Source organism: Brevibacillus ruminantium (assembly GCF_023746555.1).
GTDB classification, from domain to species: Bacteria; Bacillota; Bacilli; order Brevibacillales; family Brevibacillaceae; genus Brevibacillus; species Brevibacillus ruminantium.
The window spans coordinates 4,776,238-4,795,928 of sequence record NZ_CP098755.1 but is presented as its reverse complement, the minus strand read 5'-3'; the positions used below and the strand labels follow the sequence as shown (position 1 = coordinate 4,795,928).

The 19,691-nt window shown below is 48.4% G+C and carries 13 protein-coding genes; 5 read left to right on the top strand and 8 right to left on the bottom strand.

Going from position 1 to position 19,691, the window contains the following annotated elements; translation table 11 throughout:
• Positions 1–632: 632 nt before the first annotated feature.
• Positions 633–5,588, top strand: a complete 4,956-nt coding sequence (locus NDK47_RS23525; RefSeq protein ID WP_251872166.1) for a chitobiase/beta-hexosaminidase C-terminal domain-containing protein — start codon at positions 633–635, stop codon at positions 5,586–5,588.
• Positions 5,589–5,744: 156 nt separating this feature from the next.
• Here the strand turns inward: NDK47_RS23525 and NDK47_RS23520 are convergent, their stop codons facing one another.
• On the bottom strand, positions 5,745–5,987 hold the full coding sequence (locus tag NDK47_RS23520) for a transposase (protein WP_251872165.1): 243 nt from the start codon (positions 5,985–5,987) through the stop codon (positions 5,745–5,747).
• 195 nt (positions 5,988–6,182) lie between these two features.
• Here NDK47_RS23520 and NDK47_RS23515 point away from each other — a divergent pair, with 195 nt between their 5' ends.
• Positions 6,183–6,836 carry a M23 family metallopeptidase gene (locus NDK47_RS23515; RefSeq protein WP_251872164.1) on the top strand — a complete coding sequence of 218 codons (654 nt, stop codon included), beginning with the start codon at positions 6,183–6,185 and terminating at the stop codon, positions 6,834–6,836.
• Positions 6,837–6,936: 100 nt separating this feature from the next.
• Positions 6,937–7,596: a hypothetical protein gene (locus NDK47_RS23510; protein ID WP_251872163.1), complete on the top strand. Its 660-nt coding sequence runs from the start codon at positions 6,937–6,939 to the stop codon at positions 7,594–7,596.
• 40 nt (positions 7,597–7,636) lie between these two features.
• Here NDK47_RS23510 and NDK47_RS27885 read toward each other — a convergent pair whose 3' ends face one another.
• The 7 genes from NDK47_RS27885 to NDK47_RS23480 form a co-directional block, all read right to left on the bottom strand.
• The gene (locus NDK47_RS27885) at positions 7,637–7,795 is read right to left on the bottom strand and encodes an integrase core domain-containing protein (protein WP_407653462.1); all 159 of its coding nucleotides are present in this window, start codon (positions 7,793–7,795) and stop codon (positions 7,637–7,639) included.
• Positions 7,796–8,716: 921 nt separating this feature from the next.
• Entirely contained in the window at positions 8,717–9,004 is a 288-nt protein-coding gene (locus tag NDK47_RS23505; protein WP_251872162.1) for a hypothetical protein, read from the bottom strand.
• Between the two features lie 174 nt (positions 9,005–9,178).
• Complete coding sequence (locus tag NDK47_RS23500; RefSeq protein WP_251872161.1) at positions 9,179–9,334, bottom strand: hypothetical protein; 156 nt, start codon at positions 9,332–9,334, stop codon at positions 9,179–9,181.
• Positions 9,335–9,357: 23 nt separating this feature from the next.
• Entirely contained in the window at positions 9,358–9,744 is a 387-nt protein-coding gene (locus NDK47_RS23495) for a hypothetical protein (RefSeq protein ID WP_251872160.1), read from the bottom strand.
• Between the two features lie 16 nt (positions 9,745–9,760).
• Positions 9,761–10,306, bottom strand: coding sequence for an NAD(P)H-dependent oxidoreductase (locus NDK47_RS23490; RefSeq protein ID WP_251872159.1), 546 nt, complete (start codon positions 10,304–10,306; stop codon positions 9,761–9,763).
• Positions 10,307–10,351: 45 nt separating this feature from the next.
• Positions 10,352–11,920 carry a DHA2 family efflux MFS transporter permease subunit gene (locus tag NDK47_RS23485; protein ID WP_251872158.1) on the bottom strand — a complete coding sequence of 523 codons (1,569 nt, stop codon included), beginning with the start codon at positions 11,918–11,920 and terminating at the stop codon, positions 10,352–10,354.
• A gap of 14 nt (positions 11,921–11,934) precedes the next feature.
• Positions 11,935–12,576, bottom strand: a complete 642-nt coding sequence (locus NDK47_RS23480; protein WP_251872157.1) for an HlyD family secretion protein — start codon at positions 12,574–12,576, stop codon at positions 11,935–11,937.
• A gap of 222 nt (positions 12,577–12,798) precedes the next feature.
• Between NDK47_RS23480 and NDK47_RS23475 the strand changes: the two genes are divergently transcribed.
• Together NDK47_RS23475 and NDK47_RS23470 are read left to right on the top strand one after the other, a co-directional pair.
• Positions 12,799–14,520, top strand: a complete 1,722-nt coding sequence (locus NDK47_RS23475) for a protein kinase domain-containing protein (RefSeq protein ID WP_251872156.1) — start codon at positions 12,799–12,801, stop codon at positions 14,518–14,520.
• A 59-nt stretch (positions 14,521–14,579) separates the two neighbouring features.
• Complete coding sequence (locus NDK47_RS23470; RefSeq protein WP_251872155.1) at positions 14,580–19,604, top strand: S-layer homology domain-containing protein; 5,025 nt, start codon at positions 14,580–14,582, stop codon at positions 19,602–19,604.
• Positions 19,605–19,691 lie beyond the last annotated feature (87 nt).

Genomic DNA, 19,691 nt, shown 5'->3' with positions numbered 1-19,691 from the left:
AAATCGGTAATGGCATAAACTGCCGTTTCAAGAAGGTGGTAACAAAACGGTGTTGTTCGTAGATGAGAGGAAAGGAGAGATCAGATGACATATTACTAGTTTTACAGTAACATGTACCTATTTAAAAAGGAACATATATCTGATTTTGTCGAAAAGTAAAATTCTGTGGTTTTTCATGTCGTACCTGAAACTTCATTTGGTAATAAAATTTTCCTGCCAAGGGGGGTATTATGAACGGAATATTCGGTAAATCCGGAATTGCTGCAAAGATTTTGGTCGCACTTATTTTAGTGATTTCGTCTATGAATTTGAATTTTTTTGTTTCGCGTGCATCAGCTTCAACCTGGACTCCCGTAAACCCTGGTTTTGGTACAGCAACGAATAATAAAATCGCGTATCACAATGGTACATGGTTGTTGTTTGCTGGAAACGGGGACTATGGCACGTCCTCAAACGGCACAAACTGGACGAAGGCGTCACGCCCACTGGAAGTGGTTGTAAATCAATCTCTGCATTATCAGTCAATGTGGGTTGCTATAGGTCAACTAGATGGGGTCGGAAAAATTTATACCCTCAATGATGGCTTAGATCAGCTCGATAGAAACAATTGGATTGAGCGATCTGGGCCCAACATGAAGAAATTGGTGTCTATTGCCACTAATGGGACAAATATCGTCGCGGTTGGAGACAGCGGAGGAGCGATTTACGATTCTGTAGACGGAACGAACTGGTTTGACAGGTCGTTGCCTGCGGAGGTTTCTGGGTTTAATGCTGTAACGTACGGAATGGGCAAGTTTTGGGCTGTAGGCAAAAGTTCAGACAATGCTACGTTTGTGATTTATTCTTCAATTGATGGGGAAGTTTGGACGAAAGTGGATTCTGCAAGACCTTCCAAACAGCTTTATGGCGTGGCATACGGAAATGGGAAGCTTGTGGCTGTTGGATTAAGTGGATATATTTATGTTTCTGATGACGGTGTTAGCTGGGAAGAAAAGACACCACCAGCAGGTGTAGAAACGGTATCATTTGCTACAGTTACATATGGAGATGGAAATTTTTACGTTGGTGGAACGAATGAGAAAATGCTCAGTTCGTCAGATGGTTCAGACTGGACGATTGCACATAGTGGTAGTAGCGGAAAATCAATTTCGTCCATTAAAGTTGGTAGTGGAAAAGTATTTTTGGCAGGTTCAGCAGGATTGGTTTTAATCGGGGACGCGTTTGTGCCACTTGTACCTGTACAAATGCCTACAGCCAGCCCGGCGGGAGGAGAAGTTGAAGCAGGGACGACTGTAACGTTGAGTTCAGGAACAGCGGGAGCAACGATTTACTACACAACAGATGGAAGCACCCCAACGACAAACAGCAGTGAGTATAGCGATCCAATCACGGTGAACAGTGCCGTTACTATCAAAGCCATCGCCGTAAAGTCAGGCATGACGGACAGTGAGGTGATGAGCGAAAGCTATACCATCGCAGCGATGCCCCAAGTTGCTACACCAACCGCGAATCCGGCGGGAGGGGAAGTTGCAGCAGGAACAACGGTAACACTAAGCTCGGCTACAGCAGGAGCCACGATTTACTACACCACGGACGAAAGCACCCCAACGACAAGCAGCAGTGAGTATAGTGGCCCAATCACGGTGAACAATGCCGTAACTATCAAAGCCATCGCCGTAAAGTCAGGCATGACGGACAGCGCGGTGATGAGTGAAAGCTATACCATCGCAGCGATGCCCCAAGTTGCAACACCAACCGCGAATCCGGCAGGAGGAGAAGTTGAAGCAGGAACAACGGTAACACTAAGCTCGGCTACAGCAGGAGCCACGATTTACTACACCACGGACGGAAGCACCCCAACGACAAGCAGCAGTGAGTATAGTGATCCAATCACGGTAAACAGTGCTGTAACTATCAAAGCAATCGCTGTGAAGTCAGGCATGACGGACAGTGCGGTAATGAGCGAAAGCTACACAATCGCAGCGATACCTCAAGTTGCAACACCAACCGCGAATCCGGCGGGAGGGGAAGTTGAAGCAGGCACGAGGGTAACACTAAGCTCGGCTACAGCAGGAGCAACGATTTACTACACCACGGACGGAAACACCCCGACGACAAGCAGCAGTGAGTATAGCGATCCAATCAGGGTGAACAGAGCCGTAACTATCAAAGCCATCGCTGTGAAATCGGGCATGGCAGACAGCGCCGTGATGAGCGAAAGCTACACAATCGCAGCGATGCCCCAAGTTGCGACACCAACCGCGAATCCGGCGGGAGGAGAAGTTGAAGCAGGCACGAGGGTAACACTAAGCTCGGCTACAGCGGGAGCCACGATTTACTACACCACGGACGGAAGCACCCCAACGACAAGCAGCAGTGAGTATAGCGATCCAATCACGGTGAACAATGCCGTAACCATCAAAGCAATTGCTGTGAAATCGGGCATGACAGACAGCACCGTGATGAGCGAAAGCTACACAATCGCAGCGATACCTCAAGTTGCAACACCAACCGCGAATCCGGCGGGAGGGGAAGTTGAAGCAGGCACGAGGGTAACACTAAGCTCGGCTACAGCAGGAGCAACGATTTACTACACCACGGACGGAAACACCCCGACGACAAGCAGCAGTGAGTATAGCGATCCAATCAGGGTGAACAGAGCCGTAACTATCAAAGCCATCGCTGTGAAATCGGGCATGGCAGACAGCGCCGTGATGAGCGAAAGCTACACCATTGCAGCGATACCTCAAGTTGCGACACCAACCGCGAATCCGGCGGGAGGGGAAGTTGCTGCAGGGACGACAGTAACACTAAGCTCGGCTACAGCAGGAGCCACGATTTACTACACCACGGACGAAAGCACCCCAACGACAAGCAGCAGTGAGTATAGCGATCCAATCACGGTGAACAATGCTGTAACTATCAAAGCTATCGCCGTGAAGTCAGGCATGACGGACAGCGCGGTGATGAGTGAAAGCTACACGATCGCAGCGATACCTCAAGTTGCGACACCAACCGCGAATCCGGCGGGAGGGGAAGTTGAAGCAGGGACGACGGTAACACTAAGCTCGGCTACAGAAGGAGCCACGATTTACTACACCACGGACGGAAGCACCCCAACGACAAGCAGCAGTGAGTATAGCGATCCAATCAGGGTGAACAGAGCCGTATCTATTAAAGCCATCGCTGTGAAGTCAGGCATGACGGACAGTACGGTGATGAGCGAAAGCTACACGATACGCATACCAAATGTTGAGGTGACAGGAGTCGAATCTCCGGCTCCGATCACCGATTTGCCGAACGGTACTGCAAAAACTGTCGTCGCGCTCGGTTTGCCATCCTGGGTAGAAGTAACATTGAGTAATGGGGCCTCCATCGATACAGAGGTGGATTGGTCAGTAACTACAGCAGACTACGACCCCACCAGCAAGGAGAAGCAAACCTTTGCGGTATCTGGAAATCTGGTAAATCTGCCAAGAGGCATAACGAATCCGCAAAACCTGACCGCCTCGATCCAGGTCACCGTAAACGCTGCCGAATCAATAGATCGAGACATCATCAGCGTTACCAGCCCGGCCCCGATCACTGGCCTTGCCAACGGAACGCCGAAAAAAGCGGATGCACTCGGTTTGCCTGATGAAGTCGAGGTTACGCTGGCAGATAACAGTACGCTAGCAGTCAGTGTCAAATGGGATGTGTCCAACGCGGATTACGACCCGGAAAGCAAGGAAGCTCAGAGCTTTACCGTCACAGGTGAACTGGTGAAGCTTCCGAAGGGTGTAACGAACAGCCAAGATCTTAGGGTAAGCATTCGCGTGAAAGTGAAGGCAGCGGACGAAGCAGAGACGCCCCGCCAGATCGTTAAAGTGAGACAGCCGGAAGCAATTAAAGATGTGGAGAATGGAACACGAAAAAATGCTACTGCACTGGGACTTCCGGAAGAAGTGAGAGTAACGCTGGATGACGACAGCACGATTTCGGTCGAAGTCAAATGGGATGTGGAGGACGCTGATTACAATCCAAACAGTCGGAAAAAACAGCGTTTTACCGTAAAAGGGAAATTAATCAATCTGCCGGATCACGTAGAAAACCCGGAAAATCTTGGAGCCAGCATCAGCGTGACGGTGGATGCAGCACCGCGCGAGAATGACCGTGACGATGACAAAAACGACCGGGATAACGACAAGGGCAAAAGTGGAACTGGCGGAAGCAGTAGTGGCGGTTCTACATCTTCCGGTATCAAAGATTCGACTAGCCGTGTCAAGGTTGAAGCAGGAAACGACCAATCTTTATTTGAGCAGCTTGAAATTACCCGTAAAACCTTGGAAGGGAAACAGGTAGACGAAGTCGTATTTGACCGACAAAACGCAAAAAATATTTTGCAAAAAGCGAAGGAAAACAACAAGGATATGATCCGGATTAGGATCGATGACCTGCCTGGTAATCCTGCCGATGAAGTCATCGTCAAAGTGCCAAAGAACACTCTTGAGCTGATCAAGGAACATCAGGTTGCGCTGGAGGTCAAAACGGGAGATGTCATCATTGCGATCCCGAGGGAAATAGTAGCAACCCTCCCAGAAAATGAACTGTATTTCCGGGTGGTACCGATCAGCAATCGGAGTGACAGGCAGGCTGTGACACAGCGTACGCTCGATGCGGAAGCTGTGAAGCTGGCGGCTGGTGGACAGCAGGTGCAGGTGGTAGGCAAGCCGATGATCATCGAAACCAACTATAGCAACCAAAGAACGCGGGTCACGTTCCCGCTGCAGGATGTTAAGCTGCCAACTGAATCGGGTGCATTGCAAGCCTTCCTTGCGACTCTGGCTGTCTATGTGGATCACACGGATGGAGAGAAGGAATTGAAGACAGGTGTGATCCGCTACGACGAAAAAGGCAAGCCTGTTGGGATCGAGATCGAAATCACCAAGTTCAGTACGTTTACCATTCTGTCATTGCAAGGAAAGCAGGTGCATGTGGAGCATAAGGCGTTCATGACCGGTTATCCAAACGGGACATTCCAGCCCAACCGGATCATGTCTCGTGCGGAAATGGCTGCCGTGATAGCTTTCTTCCTGCAAGAGACCGGACAGCAAACCCAAGCAGAAGTGGCCACCTTTGCGGATGTGGAGCCCAGTCATTGGGCGGCGAAAGCGATTCAGCTCGTGTACAGCGCCGGGCTGATGACGGGGGACGCAGATGGCTTGTTCCATCCCAATGCCACAGTGACACGGGCGGATATGGCAACCATTTTCGCCAAGTGGAAAAATCTCGAAACGAAACAGGGTGCAGCTTTTACAGATGTACAAGGTCATTGGGCAGCCACAAGCATTGCCGCCGTTGCCGAGCAAGGAATGATGAAGGGATATGCCGATGGATCATTCCGACCGAATCAGGGAGTGACTCGTGCGGAGGCTGCAGCCCTGTTCAATCGCGTGACCGGAAGAGGACCGCTGGTCGGTATCACGAAAGCAATCTGGTCTGATGTTTCGATGACGCATTGGGCATTTGCCGAGATTGCGGAAGCGACTATATCCCACGCAGCGATGCAGAATGCGGATGGCACGGAGCAGGTTACGGACGAAAGATAAAAGAATAAGTGAACTGAGAAAGAGGCAGTCCGTTTTTGCAGAGCGGGCCGCCTCCTTTCTTACATCCAACAAGATGGTGCTAGCTTCGTATTTGCTCAAAATCGTGTTCCTATAAGAAGATAGTAAACCCGAAATTTATTGTTATGTTCGGGTTTATTAGTTTCCGTTTGTATACAATTTATTATTCTCCGTTTCCAGTTCACGAAACTCTCTTGGGCTTGGTGTATAACTCGTTACAGCTTTGGCTTCGGTAAAAGTATTTTGCCAATCTCGTATCCAACGATACAGCATTTTGACATCTATCCCATGCCGTGTGGCTACCTGGCTCGCGTTTCCTGCTTCTTGGGCTTCTTGGATCAGCTGTTGTTTAAACTCGATTGAATAGCGTTTCCGTTGCATAAAAAATCCCCCTCTGTTCTTCTGATACCAGCTTAACAAGATAAGAAGGTAAGTGTCGAGTGGTATTGCAATGAACCTCATCGCATTTAAAAATAAATGAAAATAAAGACTATTATTCTACAAATTTCTACATATGTTATTTGGTATAATTACCATCAATTGGGATTTTTATCTCAAAACACAATGGTGGAGGTTATGCACTTGAAAAAGCAAGCTATCTCTCTTTTAACGGTAATTTCTATTCTAGGATGTGGAGCTATCTCAGCATTTGCCAAAGAATGGCCTGTTCCTGCTTCAACTGTTATTAATCAGTATTTCAACGGAAGTGATCATAAAGGACTCGATATTAGAGCAAGTACGAAAGGTATAGCAGGAGATAAGATTGTAGCAGCTTATGATGGAAAAGTGGTTAATGCTGGGTACCATCAAAGCAAAAGAGCAGGCGGAAGTTATGGATGGCTTGTAGTAATTGACCATACAATTAAGGGAAAAGAAATTCAAACATGGTATGCTCATCTAGATAAAGCGCCTGTTGTTGATAAAGGGGACCTTGTAGATGAAGGGGACAAAATTGGGGTGATGGGCAATTCCGGAGATTCTAAAGGGGTACACTTACACTTTGAGATGAGAAAAGGATCTGGCTTTAATTTTGATAACACCCCTGTTGATCCACTAGACTACTTTACTGAGTATAGACCCCCTAATTACTTGCTACCACAATCTTCAAATGATATTGAAATTGGAGACACGCTCGATTCCAACTCTGAAGATTATACTTTCTATAGCATGGAAGAAATAAATGCAATGACACCTGAGCAACGCATCGAATTGGGTATTCCATTAGAATAAACAAGTTATTCATGTCTCAAGTAACTTTCTCGGGACTAAGACTTCCATTATTGTAGTCTTATCCCGAGGTTTTTATTTATAGTACCAAGGAGGAGCTATAATGAAATCTAAAGGCTTATTTATTACTTCATGTCTTGCAATAGCCTTAACTGGATGTACTTCTAACACTACTGTTCCTGATCAAAGTTTGGTAAAAAATGCTTCGACACCTTTAGTAACCAACTCTGGTCAACAAGAGGGTAAACAAGATCTACTAACAAAAGATAACGCAACCTTCCTTATTGAAGTTTTGGACAACTATGCTCCTCCCGAACTGGACGATAGTATTTTAAATTCGAAGGAACCAGTTTATATTTGGGACTGGTTCCGAAAATTACAAGTGTGGACCGACGATTTGACTCGCTTATCAAGCGTAAAACCTAATGCAGAAAGTGCGGTTAAAGATATTGTTACGTCACGCCTAAACAAGTATTTTACGAAAGAACAGGCTGAAACAATCTTCACCTCCTTTTTTAGAACATCTCAGGATGGTACTTTTGAGACCTTTGCAAGAGAGCGTTTTGAGGCTGACTTAGATGCCATCGATGAAAATTTACAAGTGGACATACAAGAAGTCGATCAAAAGATAGTCGTAAAGTTTACAGGGATTGAGTATGATTATTTTAATGCTGACAATAAGCAAAAACACAACCTCAATATACAATTCAAGTTAATAAAAAGCGGTACTCAATATTTAATAGAACATATTGAACGAGACTAACTGGTTCGGTTTAACCCTTCAAAATTAGAGCATATCTCCCTTATTCTCGCACTTGGTAGCTTTGAAATTCATTTCGTTGCAAACATTCTTTCTCGAAAACATTGTGAAATGATTCGATGTGAGCATTTTTATTCGGTGACTTTGGAGGAATTCTTTCATGCACCGTTTGGAAAAGCTGACAGGCGGCATTCAAACGCATGGCTAATAAACTGTGGACCGTTATCCGTACGGATAACAGGGTGATCTTTATGTTCGAATTGCTGCCGTTTCCACAAAGCACGTTTGTTTTTCTTTTGCCGTTGTGGTTGTAAGAGTTCTTCTTCTTTACAATAAGCGGTAAACCTTTTTCTTGTTGATGATCAATTGGTAGTTTCGTCGTAGGCAGACAGTAAGCTTTCGACATCCATAACCATAAGTAGCTTCTTCATCTGCAATCAGCTCGGATAGCCATTCTTTGATTTGTTCGTCAGAGACAGGTTGTCCGTCCTTTGACAAAGAATAACCGGGTATTGGCCGCCCTCTGTGGTAGACACGAGGTTTTTTTGGGGAGGCTTTGTTTTTTCGGTAGTAGTAGGTTGCTTCAAGGATGCCGACAATACGTAGCACCATTTTGGTTGTATACCGTATCTACTTGTCGGCTATTTCCATTCTGTCCGATAAGCTGGGTTCACCCTTTTTACAAGATCCAGAAGGATCGCGATTTCCAAATCCTTTTCTCCAAGTAATTTCTTCAGTTTATCATTCTCCGTTTCCAGTTCACGAAACTCTCCTGGGCTTGGTGTATAACTCGTTACAGCTTTGGCTTCGGTAGAATGAGCTTAAGAGTTATTACCCACGTACATACGTTCTTAATCTCGCTAATAACCGGAGGATGATTTCCGTCCATATCCCGCTATAAAGCAAACAAAAAAGAAATAGATACATGATCGTGTCGACATGAAAGGTCTCTGTATCCGACGGACCGAGTAGACGAAAGCGAAAGCCATATAATACCAGCGCAATTCCAGCCCATAACGCGACTGTGGAAAACAAGACAACCTGAATCCGATTTTTGAAGTGCACAACGCTGAAGCCTAATGCCAGTCCAAGCAATCCCGTAGTAAACGGAAAGACGATTAGTTCACTCGGTTGAATGAGCAGCAATAATGATGACAAGTGCATAAGCGATAGCACCTGAGCGTAAAGAAATGAGAGTTGCTACTACTATCGGGGCCGTAGAAAGAGGACTGATCAAGTATCCTGGTCCCGGCATAAAGCCTCCCGCTAGTTGGAATAGTGTGGCTAGAGTACTAAGCAAGGCAACGGTAACAAGTGTTATGGTTTGGTTTCCACTAAGCCGGGCTACTAATGATGTGAATTCCCTTTTCTGCAGCGGTTTTGTCCAATAATTGAGGAACTGTTCAAGCATTGTTCAGAAGCCTCCTTAGAGGGTTATTCGGAAAACAACCCAAACTCTTTACCATTTTATTCGGGTAAGATTTTTCTTCTAGAAAGGAAAACCATAAAAACACCTCCAGGTTGTTCCCATATCTTATGACATGGTTGCATTCTCTTGAAGGTGTTTTGATTTGTCTTACCTTGTTCAAATCCGTTCATGGAGAGCAGGCTCACCGTTTTCTGTCACCTGACCATTTTGCAGGGAGTCTTCTCCTACTCCAGCGAAATCTCGAAGGGCTTGTCTGTATTCATCGTCACTCATCTCCGCTAACTGCCCAGGATCACTATGAGAAGTGGTCAATTTGATTCCTCCTTTCTGTTCATTTAATCGCGTTTGCCCAGAGATCGAAGGCCTTCCCGATAGGCTTCGTCATTATTTTTCGAAGCGGGAACAGGGTCTTCTTTCTTTTCATCCGCCTCATGACTAGAGGCACCTTTGCTGTGAAAGTCCCGCAAAGCGTTTCTGTATTCATCGTCGCTTTGTTCCCGAAACCTGGGGGTTCCCGTAAGTTTAGGTTGGGGCTCAGCATGTCGCATGGCCTCCTCCCTGGGAGTGGCCAGCTGTTTATTTTCCTCCATCACTAACTGCGGAGGATCGGTAGACGGGTTATCCTTCGGGACTTCGGGCGGACGGGTCCGGCCTGCTTTCATGTTAAATACGATGAGACCGATGAAAGCGGCGACCACAACAATCGCAATTCCATAGAGCATAGTGGTTCCTCCCGTTTTAGGTCTGCATCGTCAATTTTTTGGTGATTTCCGCCACGCGGCGTCCAAGTGCTCTCCCTAGCGCCAAATCATTTTCATTAGGTAAATTGGGAGGATCGTCGGGAGACAGCTCTACTGGGCACGTCACCCCGACACCATAATACGAGCCGTACAAAGCGTTCTCCGGCACATTGCCTGGCAGCCCGACGACGATCATTCCGTGGTGAAGCATGGGTGTGATGAGATTCAGCATCGTGGCTTCAATGCCGCCGTGGACGGTCGCCGTTGTGCAAAAGACGGCGCCCACTTTGCCAATAAGTTTTCCTTTCGCCCACAAATAACCGAGTCGATCAATCCAGGTCTTCAACCCGGCACTGATGGTGCCGAAATGGCCGGGGCATCCCCAAATAATGGCGTCCATTTGCGCCAGCTCGTAAATATCGGCTTCCTTTACATGATTAAGCCATACCTCGGCTTGTTTTACCTGCTTGGCGCCTTCCGCGATCGAACGAGCCAAAACCTCGGTATGTCCGCTTTCGCTGTCGTAGACCACTAATATTTTCATACGGTTCTCCTTTGCGAGTAATGTGGAGCCTGGCCCGCCCTTTCCTTATGGTCTGACCGTCTTCGGCTCCTCAATGGGAGGCTTCCTCACGACTTCTGTCGTCTGCCTTTCCGGCCTGCTGATAAAGAAGGAGAGGAAGAGCGCGATGAGTGCAAAGAGGGTAGCGAGGAGAAAAGCGTCATTAATCCCTTTGATGGTCGATTCCATCATCGCTTTTCCGTAAATGGTCTGAATCGCTGTCGCCTGCGCTGCTGGGAGGGGCATGCCTGTCAGGCTCGCGATTGAGCCAGAAACCTCCTGAAGAGCAGAAAGTATTTCCGGACTGCTCGTCGTGATCGTATTCGCGTAATCACCCATATGGATCGTGGAGCGTGTGGTCATGACCGTCACCATCAGGGCCGTCCCGATGGAGCCAGCCACTTGCCGGACCGTGTTGGACATCGCAGTGGCATGCGAGCTAAGGCGTAAAGGCACCTGATTTAAACCGGCGGTCTGCACCGTCATCATCATGAATGACATGCCGAAGCTGCGAACCGTATACAGCAACATGATATGGGAATACGTTGTATCCGAAGTCAGTCGTGTGAATTCCCACGTGGTTACCGCGGTAATGATGAGCCCGATAATCGCCAAAGGCCGGGCTCCGATCCGGTCGAACAGCGCTCCCGAGATCGGGGACATGACGCCCATCAGCAGTGCCCCTGGGAGCATGAGCAAGCCTGCTTCTAACGGGGTAAAACCTCGTATGTTTTGCAGATAGATAGGGAGTAATATCATGCCCCCGAACATGGTCAGATTAATGGCAGAGCCGATCACCGTCGTCAGTGTAAAGATGTTGTATTGGAATACCCGCAGCTCTAGCAAAGGCTCCTTTATCGTGAGCTCACGCCAGACAAACAAGGCGAGGAAGAACGTCCCCAGCAAAAGGAATCCGATAACTGTGAAGCTGCTCCATCCGTAGGTGCCTGCTTCGCTGAAGCCATAGAGAAGCCCGCCGAAGCCAAGCGTTGAGGTGATGGCCCCCCAGGTATCGAATTTCGGGAAGGTCGGACGATTCACGTTTCCCAGCCATCTGAAGGCAAGTAATAAATCGATCAGCCCCAAAGGAATCATCATGATGAACAGGATTCGCCATGTATAGTGTTCCACGATCCAGCCGGCCAGCGTCGGACCGACGGCAGGGGCGAAAATCATGGCGATTCCCATCATACCCATCGCCGCACCGCGTCTCTCAGGAGGGAAGATGGTCAAAAAGACGTTCATCACGAGCGGCATGAGTATACCAGCTCCGATAGCTTGCAAAATTCGGCCGATCAGCAAGACACTAAAGGTGGGAGCAATGGCACAGATGACGGATCCAATCGTAAAGAAGCCCATCGCCGACAAAAACAAGGAGCGGGTCCCAAAGGTCGCAATCAGAAAAGCGGTGATCGGAATGAGTACCCCGTTGACCAGCATGTAGGCGGTGGAGAGCCACTGGGCCGTCGTGGCGGCCATGTTAAAGTCCGTCATCAGATGAGGGAGGGCAATATTGATCAGCGTCTGATTCAGAATCGAAATAAAAGACCCGAGCAGCAGGACAGCAAGCGTTCTTCCCAGATGGATATTTTCCATGGTGTCATCCATCCCTAAATATGGATGCGGACTGTTGCGCTCATACCGGGAGCCAAGGAGACCCCTTTGTACCCGTCAAGCACAATCGTAACCGGTAGCACTTGAGCTACTTTGGTATAGTTAGCCGTCGTATTCGTGCTGGGCATCAGGGAGAAGGAACCAGCGGTGGCTTGGCCAATTTTGTCTACCCTTCCTGACAGGACAATGCCAGGAAATGCATCGATATAAATATCGACAGCCTGTCCGACTTTCACATCGTTGTACCGAGTTTCTTCGATATTCGCCGTAATCCATAGGTTACTGAGGTCGTAGGCACGCGCAAGCACTGTCCCAGCGGCGACAAACGAGTTGGGCACGACTGACTGTTGAACAACCGTCCCGTTTACAGGGAAATCAATCGCAACCGTACCTGTCTGGCCAATCGGTGCGATACTTCCAATCCGGTTACCCGCTGCAAAGGTCTGACCGAGCTGTCCCCTCCATTCTGTCAGTCTGCCCGAGGCAACGGCCGAAATGGTGATTTGCTGTCCGTCGACCCTCGCGTTGTCGGTACTGATGTAATTGGCGTTCTGATTGTAGTAGTAGAGGCCCGCAGCCAATCCGCCGAAAATAATGAGGATTAATAGCAGGTTAACAAGCAGTATTCTTGAATTCACGGTAACCCTCCCCAATCGGTATTTTCTTATGAGGTATGTTGGGAGAAAAATCAAGTATTTATTCAACGGGAAGGAATTGCTGAAGTAAACGCGGGTGTAACCAAGGACGGTCATGATATCCGTAATTGTTTGTAGGATATTTCCGACATGCAACGAAAGATATAAGAAAGTAGTTATTTTTTTGCATGTATTTGAATATCCCGATTGAAAAAGGAATCCACCATGCCTACAACTGCCGGCTATCAAATAAACCAAGTCATTTACGAAGACCCGTATATCCTGATTGGCCATGCTTATCCAAAAGACTCCGCCCGTCAGATGCTAGTAAAAATGGTCAAGGAGAGCGATCGGATCGTTCTCGAGAATGCGAAACTCATGAACGAGTACCGTATTGCTTCCCGCCTAGAGATGGAAGGCATTCTAAGACCTATTCTCCCCATAGTGAATGGAGATGTCATGGCATTGGAATATACGCCGATCAACGGGGTAACGCTGCGCCGTTATTTTGCGCTGCACCCCGTATCGGTTTGTGACTTTATTCAGCTTAGCCTTCGCATCTCCAGTCTGTTGCTGGAGCTTCATCGCAGACAGGTTCTTCACCTCAATATAAGACCCGAGACCATCCTGATTCAACCGACTACCAAACGCGTCTATTTTGCAGGCTTTGGTTATGCGGTATCCATCTCAGAGAAGCAAGATCTCAAAAAAAGGTCCACACTCATGGAAGCAAGTCCGCCATATATGTCACCCGAACAGACCGGGAGAATCAATCATCGGGTGGACCATCGAGCGGATTTGTACTCTCTCGGAGTTACCTTTTTTGAGATGTTAACCGGGAAGCTTCCCTTTCAGGCTGCTGATCCCCTTGGGTGGTCCCATGCCCATATGGCGATACCTCCAGCTTTGTCCAGTGACGATGTCCTGCGCATTCCGCAGTCGCTGTTGCACATTCTTTTCAAATTGTTAGCCAAGGATCCCGAGAAACGTTATCAGAATGCGTGGGAACTGCGTGCTGATTTTGAGGCCAGTTGGATGGAAGGGCAGACCACCACTTTCAATGCTGAGGTGCTGCCTGCCAAAAAGATAGAGAATCCAAAGCTTACGATTCTATCAGAAGTAAGAAATAATCGGGATGTAGAATCATTACCCGAACAACATACGAGCTATCCGCAGTTGCTTGATATAGCAGCGATTATGCAGTCTTCTGACATTTTTGTAAGGGAAACAGATGAACGCCAGGTCGTACGTGAACTGATGTCCCTCATCCTCAAACAAGCCGGCGCCGAGAAGGCGTGGTTGTTTTCCGTGCACAACGGCAAAGCAAAGGTCGAATGGATTGCTGAGGTAAAGCTCGGTCAGTTGGTTGTTTCACATGCTCACTTGCCACTTGAAGTATGTACGGAAGCCCAAAAATCGATGATTGCAGAAAGCCTGCGGTCGCATGCGGTGATTCGCATAAACGGCGAAGGGAAAACAGACGGACCGATTCCACCCGATCTGCCTGCCGGAGAAGGCTCTGTGCTCTGTCTGCCCATTTTGATCCAGGAGAAAGTCATGGGCATGTTGTATTTGGAAAACAATCAGACGCAAAAGGCGTTTGTAGCAGAAAGGTATTCTGTGCTGCGACGGTTATCCTCCCAGGTTCTCTACCTGACGAAAAATATGGTTCGTACAGAGAACCCCCAGCATGATTCAGACTCAGACGAGGCGGTCGCTGCCCACGGCATCACACTGACAGAAAGAGAGAAGGAGATTGTGCGCCTGATGGCAGGCGGTTTATCCAACAAAGAAATGGCCCAACGATTAATCATCGCTCCGGAGACCGTGAAAGCGCATATGCGAAACATTTATCGCAAGCTGAAGGTAAGCCGGCGAATCGAAGCTGTGATGGCAGCCAATCAACTGCGGCTTCTTGATGATCAAAATACCCCGTTCGGGGGATAGAATTGCAAATGAGGAGGGGATAAGGTAGAGGAAAAGAACTGTGGAGGAGAATTATTGTTGTGACCAGGATCGCAATAAACCGAATACGCCCTATTCTTTTCCTTTCCCTCGTTTTTATCCTCTTTTTTACATCTCTTCCTATTCATGTTGTACAAGCCGGCGATCCACCCACCGATCCACCCACCGATTCTCAGGTGACTGCCCAGCGCATTGGCGATTTGCCGATTGGGACAAAAATTCGCGATAGCAAGGATTGGGAGTATTTCACGGGCAAGGAAGAAAGCTGGAATCCAACTGTGAAAGACGTGTACAAGACTGCTCCCATCACCTGGATTCTCGTGGATAAAGAAAAGCACGCACGAAACACCAGCTTGTTCGTTTCCGAGGAAATTGTGGCTGAGTTAGACGTGAGTCATCGATTTGATACATTGCTGTGGACAGAATCCTCTCTTCGAGCATGGTTACGGGGAACATTGTATCCAGAACTTTCTCCATTGTTCCAGCGTGCAATTGCAGTGACCACCTACAAAAAAGACTATTTTGACGACTTGGAAAACGATACTTTGTTCGTACTTGCTGCCCAAGATTTAGTAACTATTAATGATTCGATGGTAGATCCAGACCAAACCGTTATTCCGTACTTCAATCATGCGAATAACAGGATGGCTAATGGAAACAAATCGGGATTTTACAGGACAAGAACAATTCATTCTCAGTATGAAGTCTATTACATGGTGAGTAATTCTACAGGTGAAGTTCGTACTTCATCCGTATATCCCCCCCACGGTGTACGCCCAGCCGTTAATTTAAAATCGGATACCATCGTGATGGGGCCCTTTAGCGACTCCGAGAACGGCAGTTCCTACTATATGTTAGCCAATGAGAAATATCGGGGGACGGCTGAGATCAATCCAGCGGGACTGCAAGCAGGACAAGCAGCAGATGTCCTTTTTCAGGTTCGCAATGTGGAGAACAGTATCGACACCACCTTCAACCAGCTAGCGGATGTAACGATCAGCGGCTATGTTTCCGCACCGGATGGAACAGCAGGATCATTTGCTGGCGAGGAACTTAGCGGTACACAAAAGACGATTCCAGTGCCATTTACCAACGGTGTCGCGACTGTGCCTCTTGTTTTGAATTCAACGACGAAGCAGACGCTTCATTTTCAGATCAAGGGACTGCTGGAACCAAATGTGGAAGCGATTGTGGTTCAACCCGCACCAGATGCTGTTCCGTCCGCGATTGTTGAGCGGCAGCCAGTCGGACCTTCACAAGACGGAGGAGGCCCGCTAAGCACGCAGCCTACTCTAAAGATTCAGGACAAATTCGGCAATCCCATTCCCGGGGTGACGGTTCGTGCTGTGAAAAAAGCTGAATCCGGCGTCTGGACATTGAGAGGAAATGTTTCGATCACAAGCGATACAGCAGGGATCGCTTCCTTTACTGATCTTACCGCCATCAGTACCAATACCGATCATAATATCGAAGCGGCAGTCATCGAATTTTTAATCGGGAATACAGTTGTGGCCGAAAGCACATCGTTTCAAATAGGGAAAGCCCCTCTGATTCAGAGATTTTGGCCAGTTCCCCATAATTCTGTAGATGATCCAGGGAAGTTTAAAAAATTGGATTCTCATGTCTATATCACGAATGAGCCTTATGCGGATCTGTTATTCTCGATAAAAGGCGCCAATCAGGTTGAAGTTTTGGTAGACGGGACCAGTAAAGCACGTGCAGAGAGGAAGGCATGGAATTTTGAAATTACGCAAGGGGCAGAGACTCTTCGTATCGATTCATCAGACCCTTTCATTGACACTTTTCTACTGCGCTTTAGAGAAGAGCCTATTCTAAAGACAAGTAAACGAATTGAAATAGTAGCAACGTCAAACGCGCGCAGCGAATCGAGCTCCGTTGTTTTGCTGCAAGCTCCAACGGTACTATCTCTTGACGTTCCTGTTAAACTGGAAGCAAATAAGACGATCACCATCACCGGAAGTACTGATATTGAAGCAAAATTGCCAATCAACATCACTTCTACCCAAGGTATGATCGAGTCGGTAACAACTGATGATGAAGGCCATTTCTCTTTCGCGTTCACAGCGCCCTCTGCTTTAGGAAAAGTAACCGTAACAGCAGAAGCACCCGGGGTGGAAGAACAACTAATAGAAAGCCGGGACATCACCATTTATGAACCGTTTGCGATCACATCTCCCGATACTTGTAACGGAACCGTGGAGAAGCCTTTTTCCTGCCAGCTTGCAGCCACGGGAGGGATCGGTGATCGAACCTGGACGATCCAATCGGGCAGCCTGCCTGCTGGGGTAGAATTGGATAGCCAAACCGGCCTGATCTCGGGCATACCCGAAAGAGAAGGCACGTATCCGCTAACCATTGCGGTTATGGATTCAACTCAGGAAAAGCGAACAAAAGCAATCACCATCATCATCGAGCCAAAAGATGTGCTCCCTGCCCCCACCGGCTTGAGGGCAACAGCCGGAGATGGCGTAGTTGTTTTGTCTTGGGAGCGTGTGGAAGGAGCCACCTATTACGATGTTTATGAGGGTCTCTCTTCAGGCAATTACATGGGGACGATGAGATTTCATTACTATCCTGACAGCTATTCAGCTACAGGGCTACCCAATAACATCACTCGCTTCTTTGCAGTAAAGGCAGGAAATTGGGAAATGGAAAGCGACTTCTCAGCGGAAGTGAGCGCAACGCCTAGAAAAAATACAGTACCTGCTGCAAGTCATGTCCGCATAGACGGGACTCCGCAGGTGAACGAGACGCTTAGAGGAAGATATACGTACGAGGATCAGGAAGACGATCCGGAAGGCGAGTCGATCTACCAATGGTACGTAATGGACGATGATTCGGGCACGAATAAACAAGCACTGGCAGGAGAGGACGAACAATCGCTAGTGCTGACGCGAGATTTGCAGGGCAAGCTTGTAACGTTTGAGGTCACGCCTGTTGCCGCATCGGGTACCAGAGTGGGAGCGGCAGTGGAAAGCGGAGCGGTCGGTCCCGTTCGTGCCAAGCCGCGTCCGCCGGAAACGCCGGAAACGCCGGAAACGCCAGAAACGCCAGAAACACCAGAAACGCCGGAAACGCCAGAAACGCCGGAAACACCAGAAACACCAGAAACGCCAGGTGAAAATGAAGATGGCGATGAAGCGGCAGTAGCAGCAGACACCGAGGCGCTGACAATCAAATTTTCTGCCGGAGACAGCGAGAATCATGTGACCCGGCGTGTTACGCTTTCAAGCTCAGGGCGGAATGGGAGCGAAATCATTTGGTCCTCCGACAATCCCTCTATCATCGACGACAGTGGTGAGGTAACACGTCCGGCTCCAGACCAAGGCGATATCCTGGTTACCTTGACAGCGACGATTACAAAGGGTTCTTTCACTGCGAGCAAGTCATTTGTATTAACCGTTCTGGCGCGAGAGAAAGCGCCTGAGGGCAATGCAGATTTAAGCGATTTGCAGATATCTGGCGCTACCTTGAACCCAAGGTTTGATCCAGAGATCACTTCCTATCGGGCGCATGTTTCAAACCGGACAACTTCCGTCACAGTAACGGCATCGATATTCGACCGCGATTCGACCGTCACAGTACAAGGGAAAACCGTGCCAAACGGAAAAGAAAGTGATGACATCGATCTGGACGTTGGCAGCAACAAAATTGCGGTCGAAGTCAAGGCCCCAGATGGTACGCAGAAGACATACACGATCCAGGTGACAAGAGCATCCTCCTCCTCTTCGTCATCGTCAGGCTCTTCTCGCTCCGAAAAGAGTTCCTCCGACAATGAGAATACGGTACAAAAAGGGCTGGAAGTGATGATCGATGGCAAACTGCAAAAAGCAGTGGCAACGATGTCTGCTTCAACGAAGGGCGGGCAAACGGTGCATACCGTGACTGTGCATGCGAAAAATTTGGCGGATCAGCTTGAAAAGGCAGATCAGCAGACGACGGTTGGGATCACAGTCACGTCTCCCACAGATAAAGTGGATGTTGTCCTGACAGGTGATGCGGCCAAGGCTATGGATAAAAAGAAGGCGATTTTAGAAATACAGACACCGAACGGTCACTACAAGCTGCCTGTTATCGAATTGCGAATCGATCAGTTGGCGACGCAGTTCGGAGCAAAGGTAAACCTATCGGATCTCATCATCCACATCGGGATCGCGAAGGGCGATCAGGCACAGGTAAAAAGGATGGGCGACGCAGCAACAAAAGGGAAGTACACGGTCGTCGTTCCCCCCGTCGATTTTTCGGTGACGGCCACTCATCAGGGCAAAATGCTGCCTATCCCGAGCTTTACTACGTATGTGGAACGGAAAATCCCGCTCCCTGCTGGTGTATTGGCAAATAACGTCTCAACCGCGGTTGCTTTGACCGAACAGGGGAAAACGTACCCTGTTCCTACCTCTGTACGTTCAGAGGAAGGGAAAACCTATGCCGTGATCCACAGCTTAACGAACGGCATCTATTCCCTGATTGGGAATCCGGTTTCGCTTACGGATGTCAACGGCCACTGGTCGCAAGAAGTGGTAAATGACATGGCGTCCCAGATGGTGGTAAACGGGGGAGATGGAAGCCATTTCCGTCCGGACGAACCGATCACTCGTGCTGAGTTTGCATCCATTATTGTTCGGGGACTCGGTCTTCCAGATCATGAGAATCCGGTCGTATACGAGGATGTGAAAACGAGCGATTGGTATGCTGGAGCTGTGGCGAAAGCACAGGAATACGAAATCGTGAACGGGTATGCGGATGGATCATTCCGCCCCATGCATTCGATTACACGGGAAGAAGCGATGGTGATGATCACGCGGGCGATGAAGCTTGCAGGATTGGAAACGATCAACAGCGGCGTGGAAGTGAATGATCAGCTATCCAGGTTTCCAGACGGTATGGAGGTTCATTCGTGGGCCAAGGATGCCGTCGCTGCGGCAGTCGAACATGGACTGATTACAGGGACGAATGCGGGACTGATGCCGAAGAACATGATGACAAAAGCAGAAACAGCGGCAATGGTCCAGCGAATGCTGATCAAGGCGAAACTGATTGAGTAATTATAGATAGAAAAACGAATACAACGTTCAGGCTGCTGGGTCATCCCGGCAGCTTTTTTTATGCAAATGGAGAAAAAGTTGCGATCT

Excerpts from the sequence above, each read along its gene's own strand:
- NDK47_RS23520 (WP_251872165.1), bottom strand. The coding sequence starts at position 5,987 with ATGCAACGGAAACGCTATTCAATCGAGTTTAAACAACAGCTGATCCAA.
- NDK47_RS23475 (WP_251872156.1), top strand. The coding sequence starts at position 12,799 with ATGCCTACAACTGCCGGCTATCAAATAAACCAAGTCATTTACGAAGAC.
- NDK47_RS23525 (WP_251872166.1), top strand. The coding sequence starts at position 633 with ATGAAGAAATTGGTGTCTATTGCCACTAATGGGACAAATATCGTCGCG.
- NDK47_RS23485 (WP_251872158.1), bottom strand. The coding sequence starts at position 11,920 with ATGGAAAATATCCATCTGGGAAGAACGCTTGCTGTCCTGCTGCTCGGG.
- NDK47_RS23510 (WP_251872163.1), top strand. The coding sequence starts at position 6,937 with ATGAAATCTAAAGGCTTATTTATTACTTCATGTCTTGCAATAGCCTTA.
- NDK47_RS27885 (WP_407653462.1), bottom strand. The coding sequence starts at position 7,795 with ATGCGTTTGAATGCCGCCTGTCAGCTTTTCCAAACGGTGCATGAAAGA.
- NDK47_RS23515 (WP_251872164.1), top strand. The coding sequence starts at position 6,183 with ATGCACTTGAAAAAGCAAGCTATCTCTCTTTTAACGGTAATTTCTATT.
- NDK47_RS23490 (WP_251872159.1), bottom strand. The coding sequence starts at position 10,306 with ATGAAAATATTAGTGGTCTACGACAGCGAAAGCGGACATACCGAGGTT.
- NDK47_RS23505 (WP_251872162.1), bottom strand. The coding sequence starts at position 9,004 with ATGCTTGAACAGTTCCTCAATTATTGGACAAAACCGCTGCAGAAAAGG.
- NDK47_RS23495 (WP_251872160.1), bottom strand. The coding sequence starts at position 9,744 with ATGCTCTATGGAATTGCGATTGTTGTGGTCGCCGCTTTCATCGGTCTC.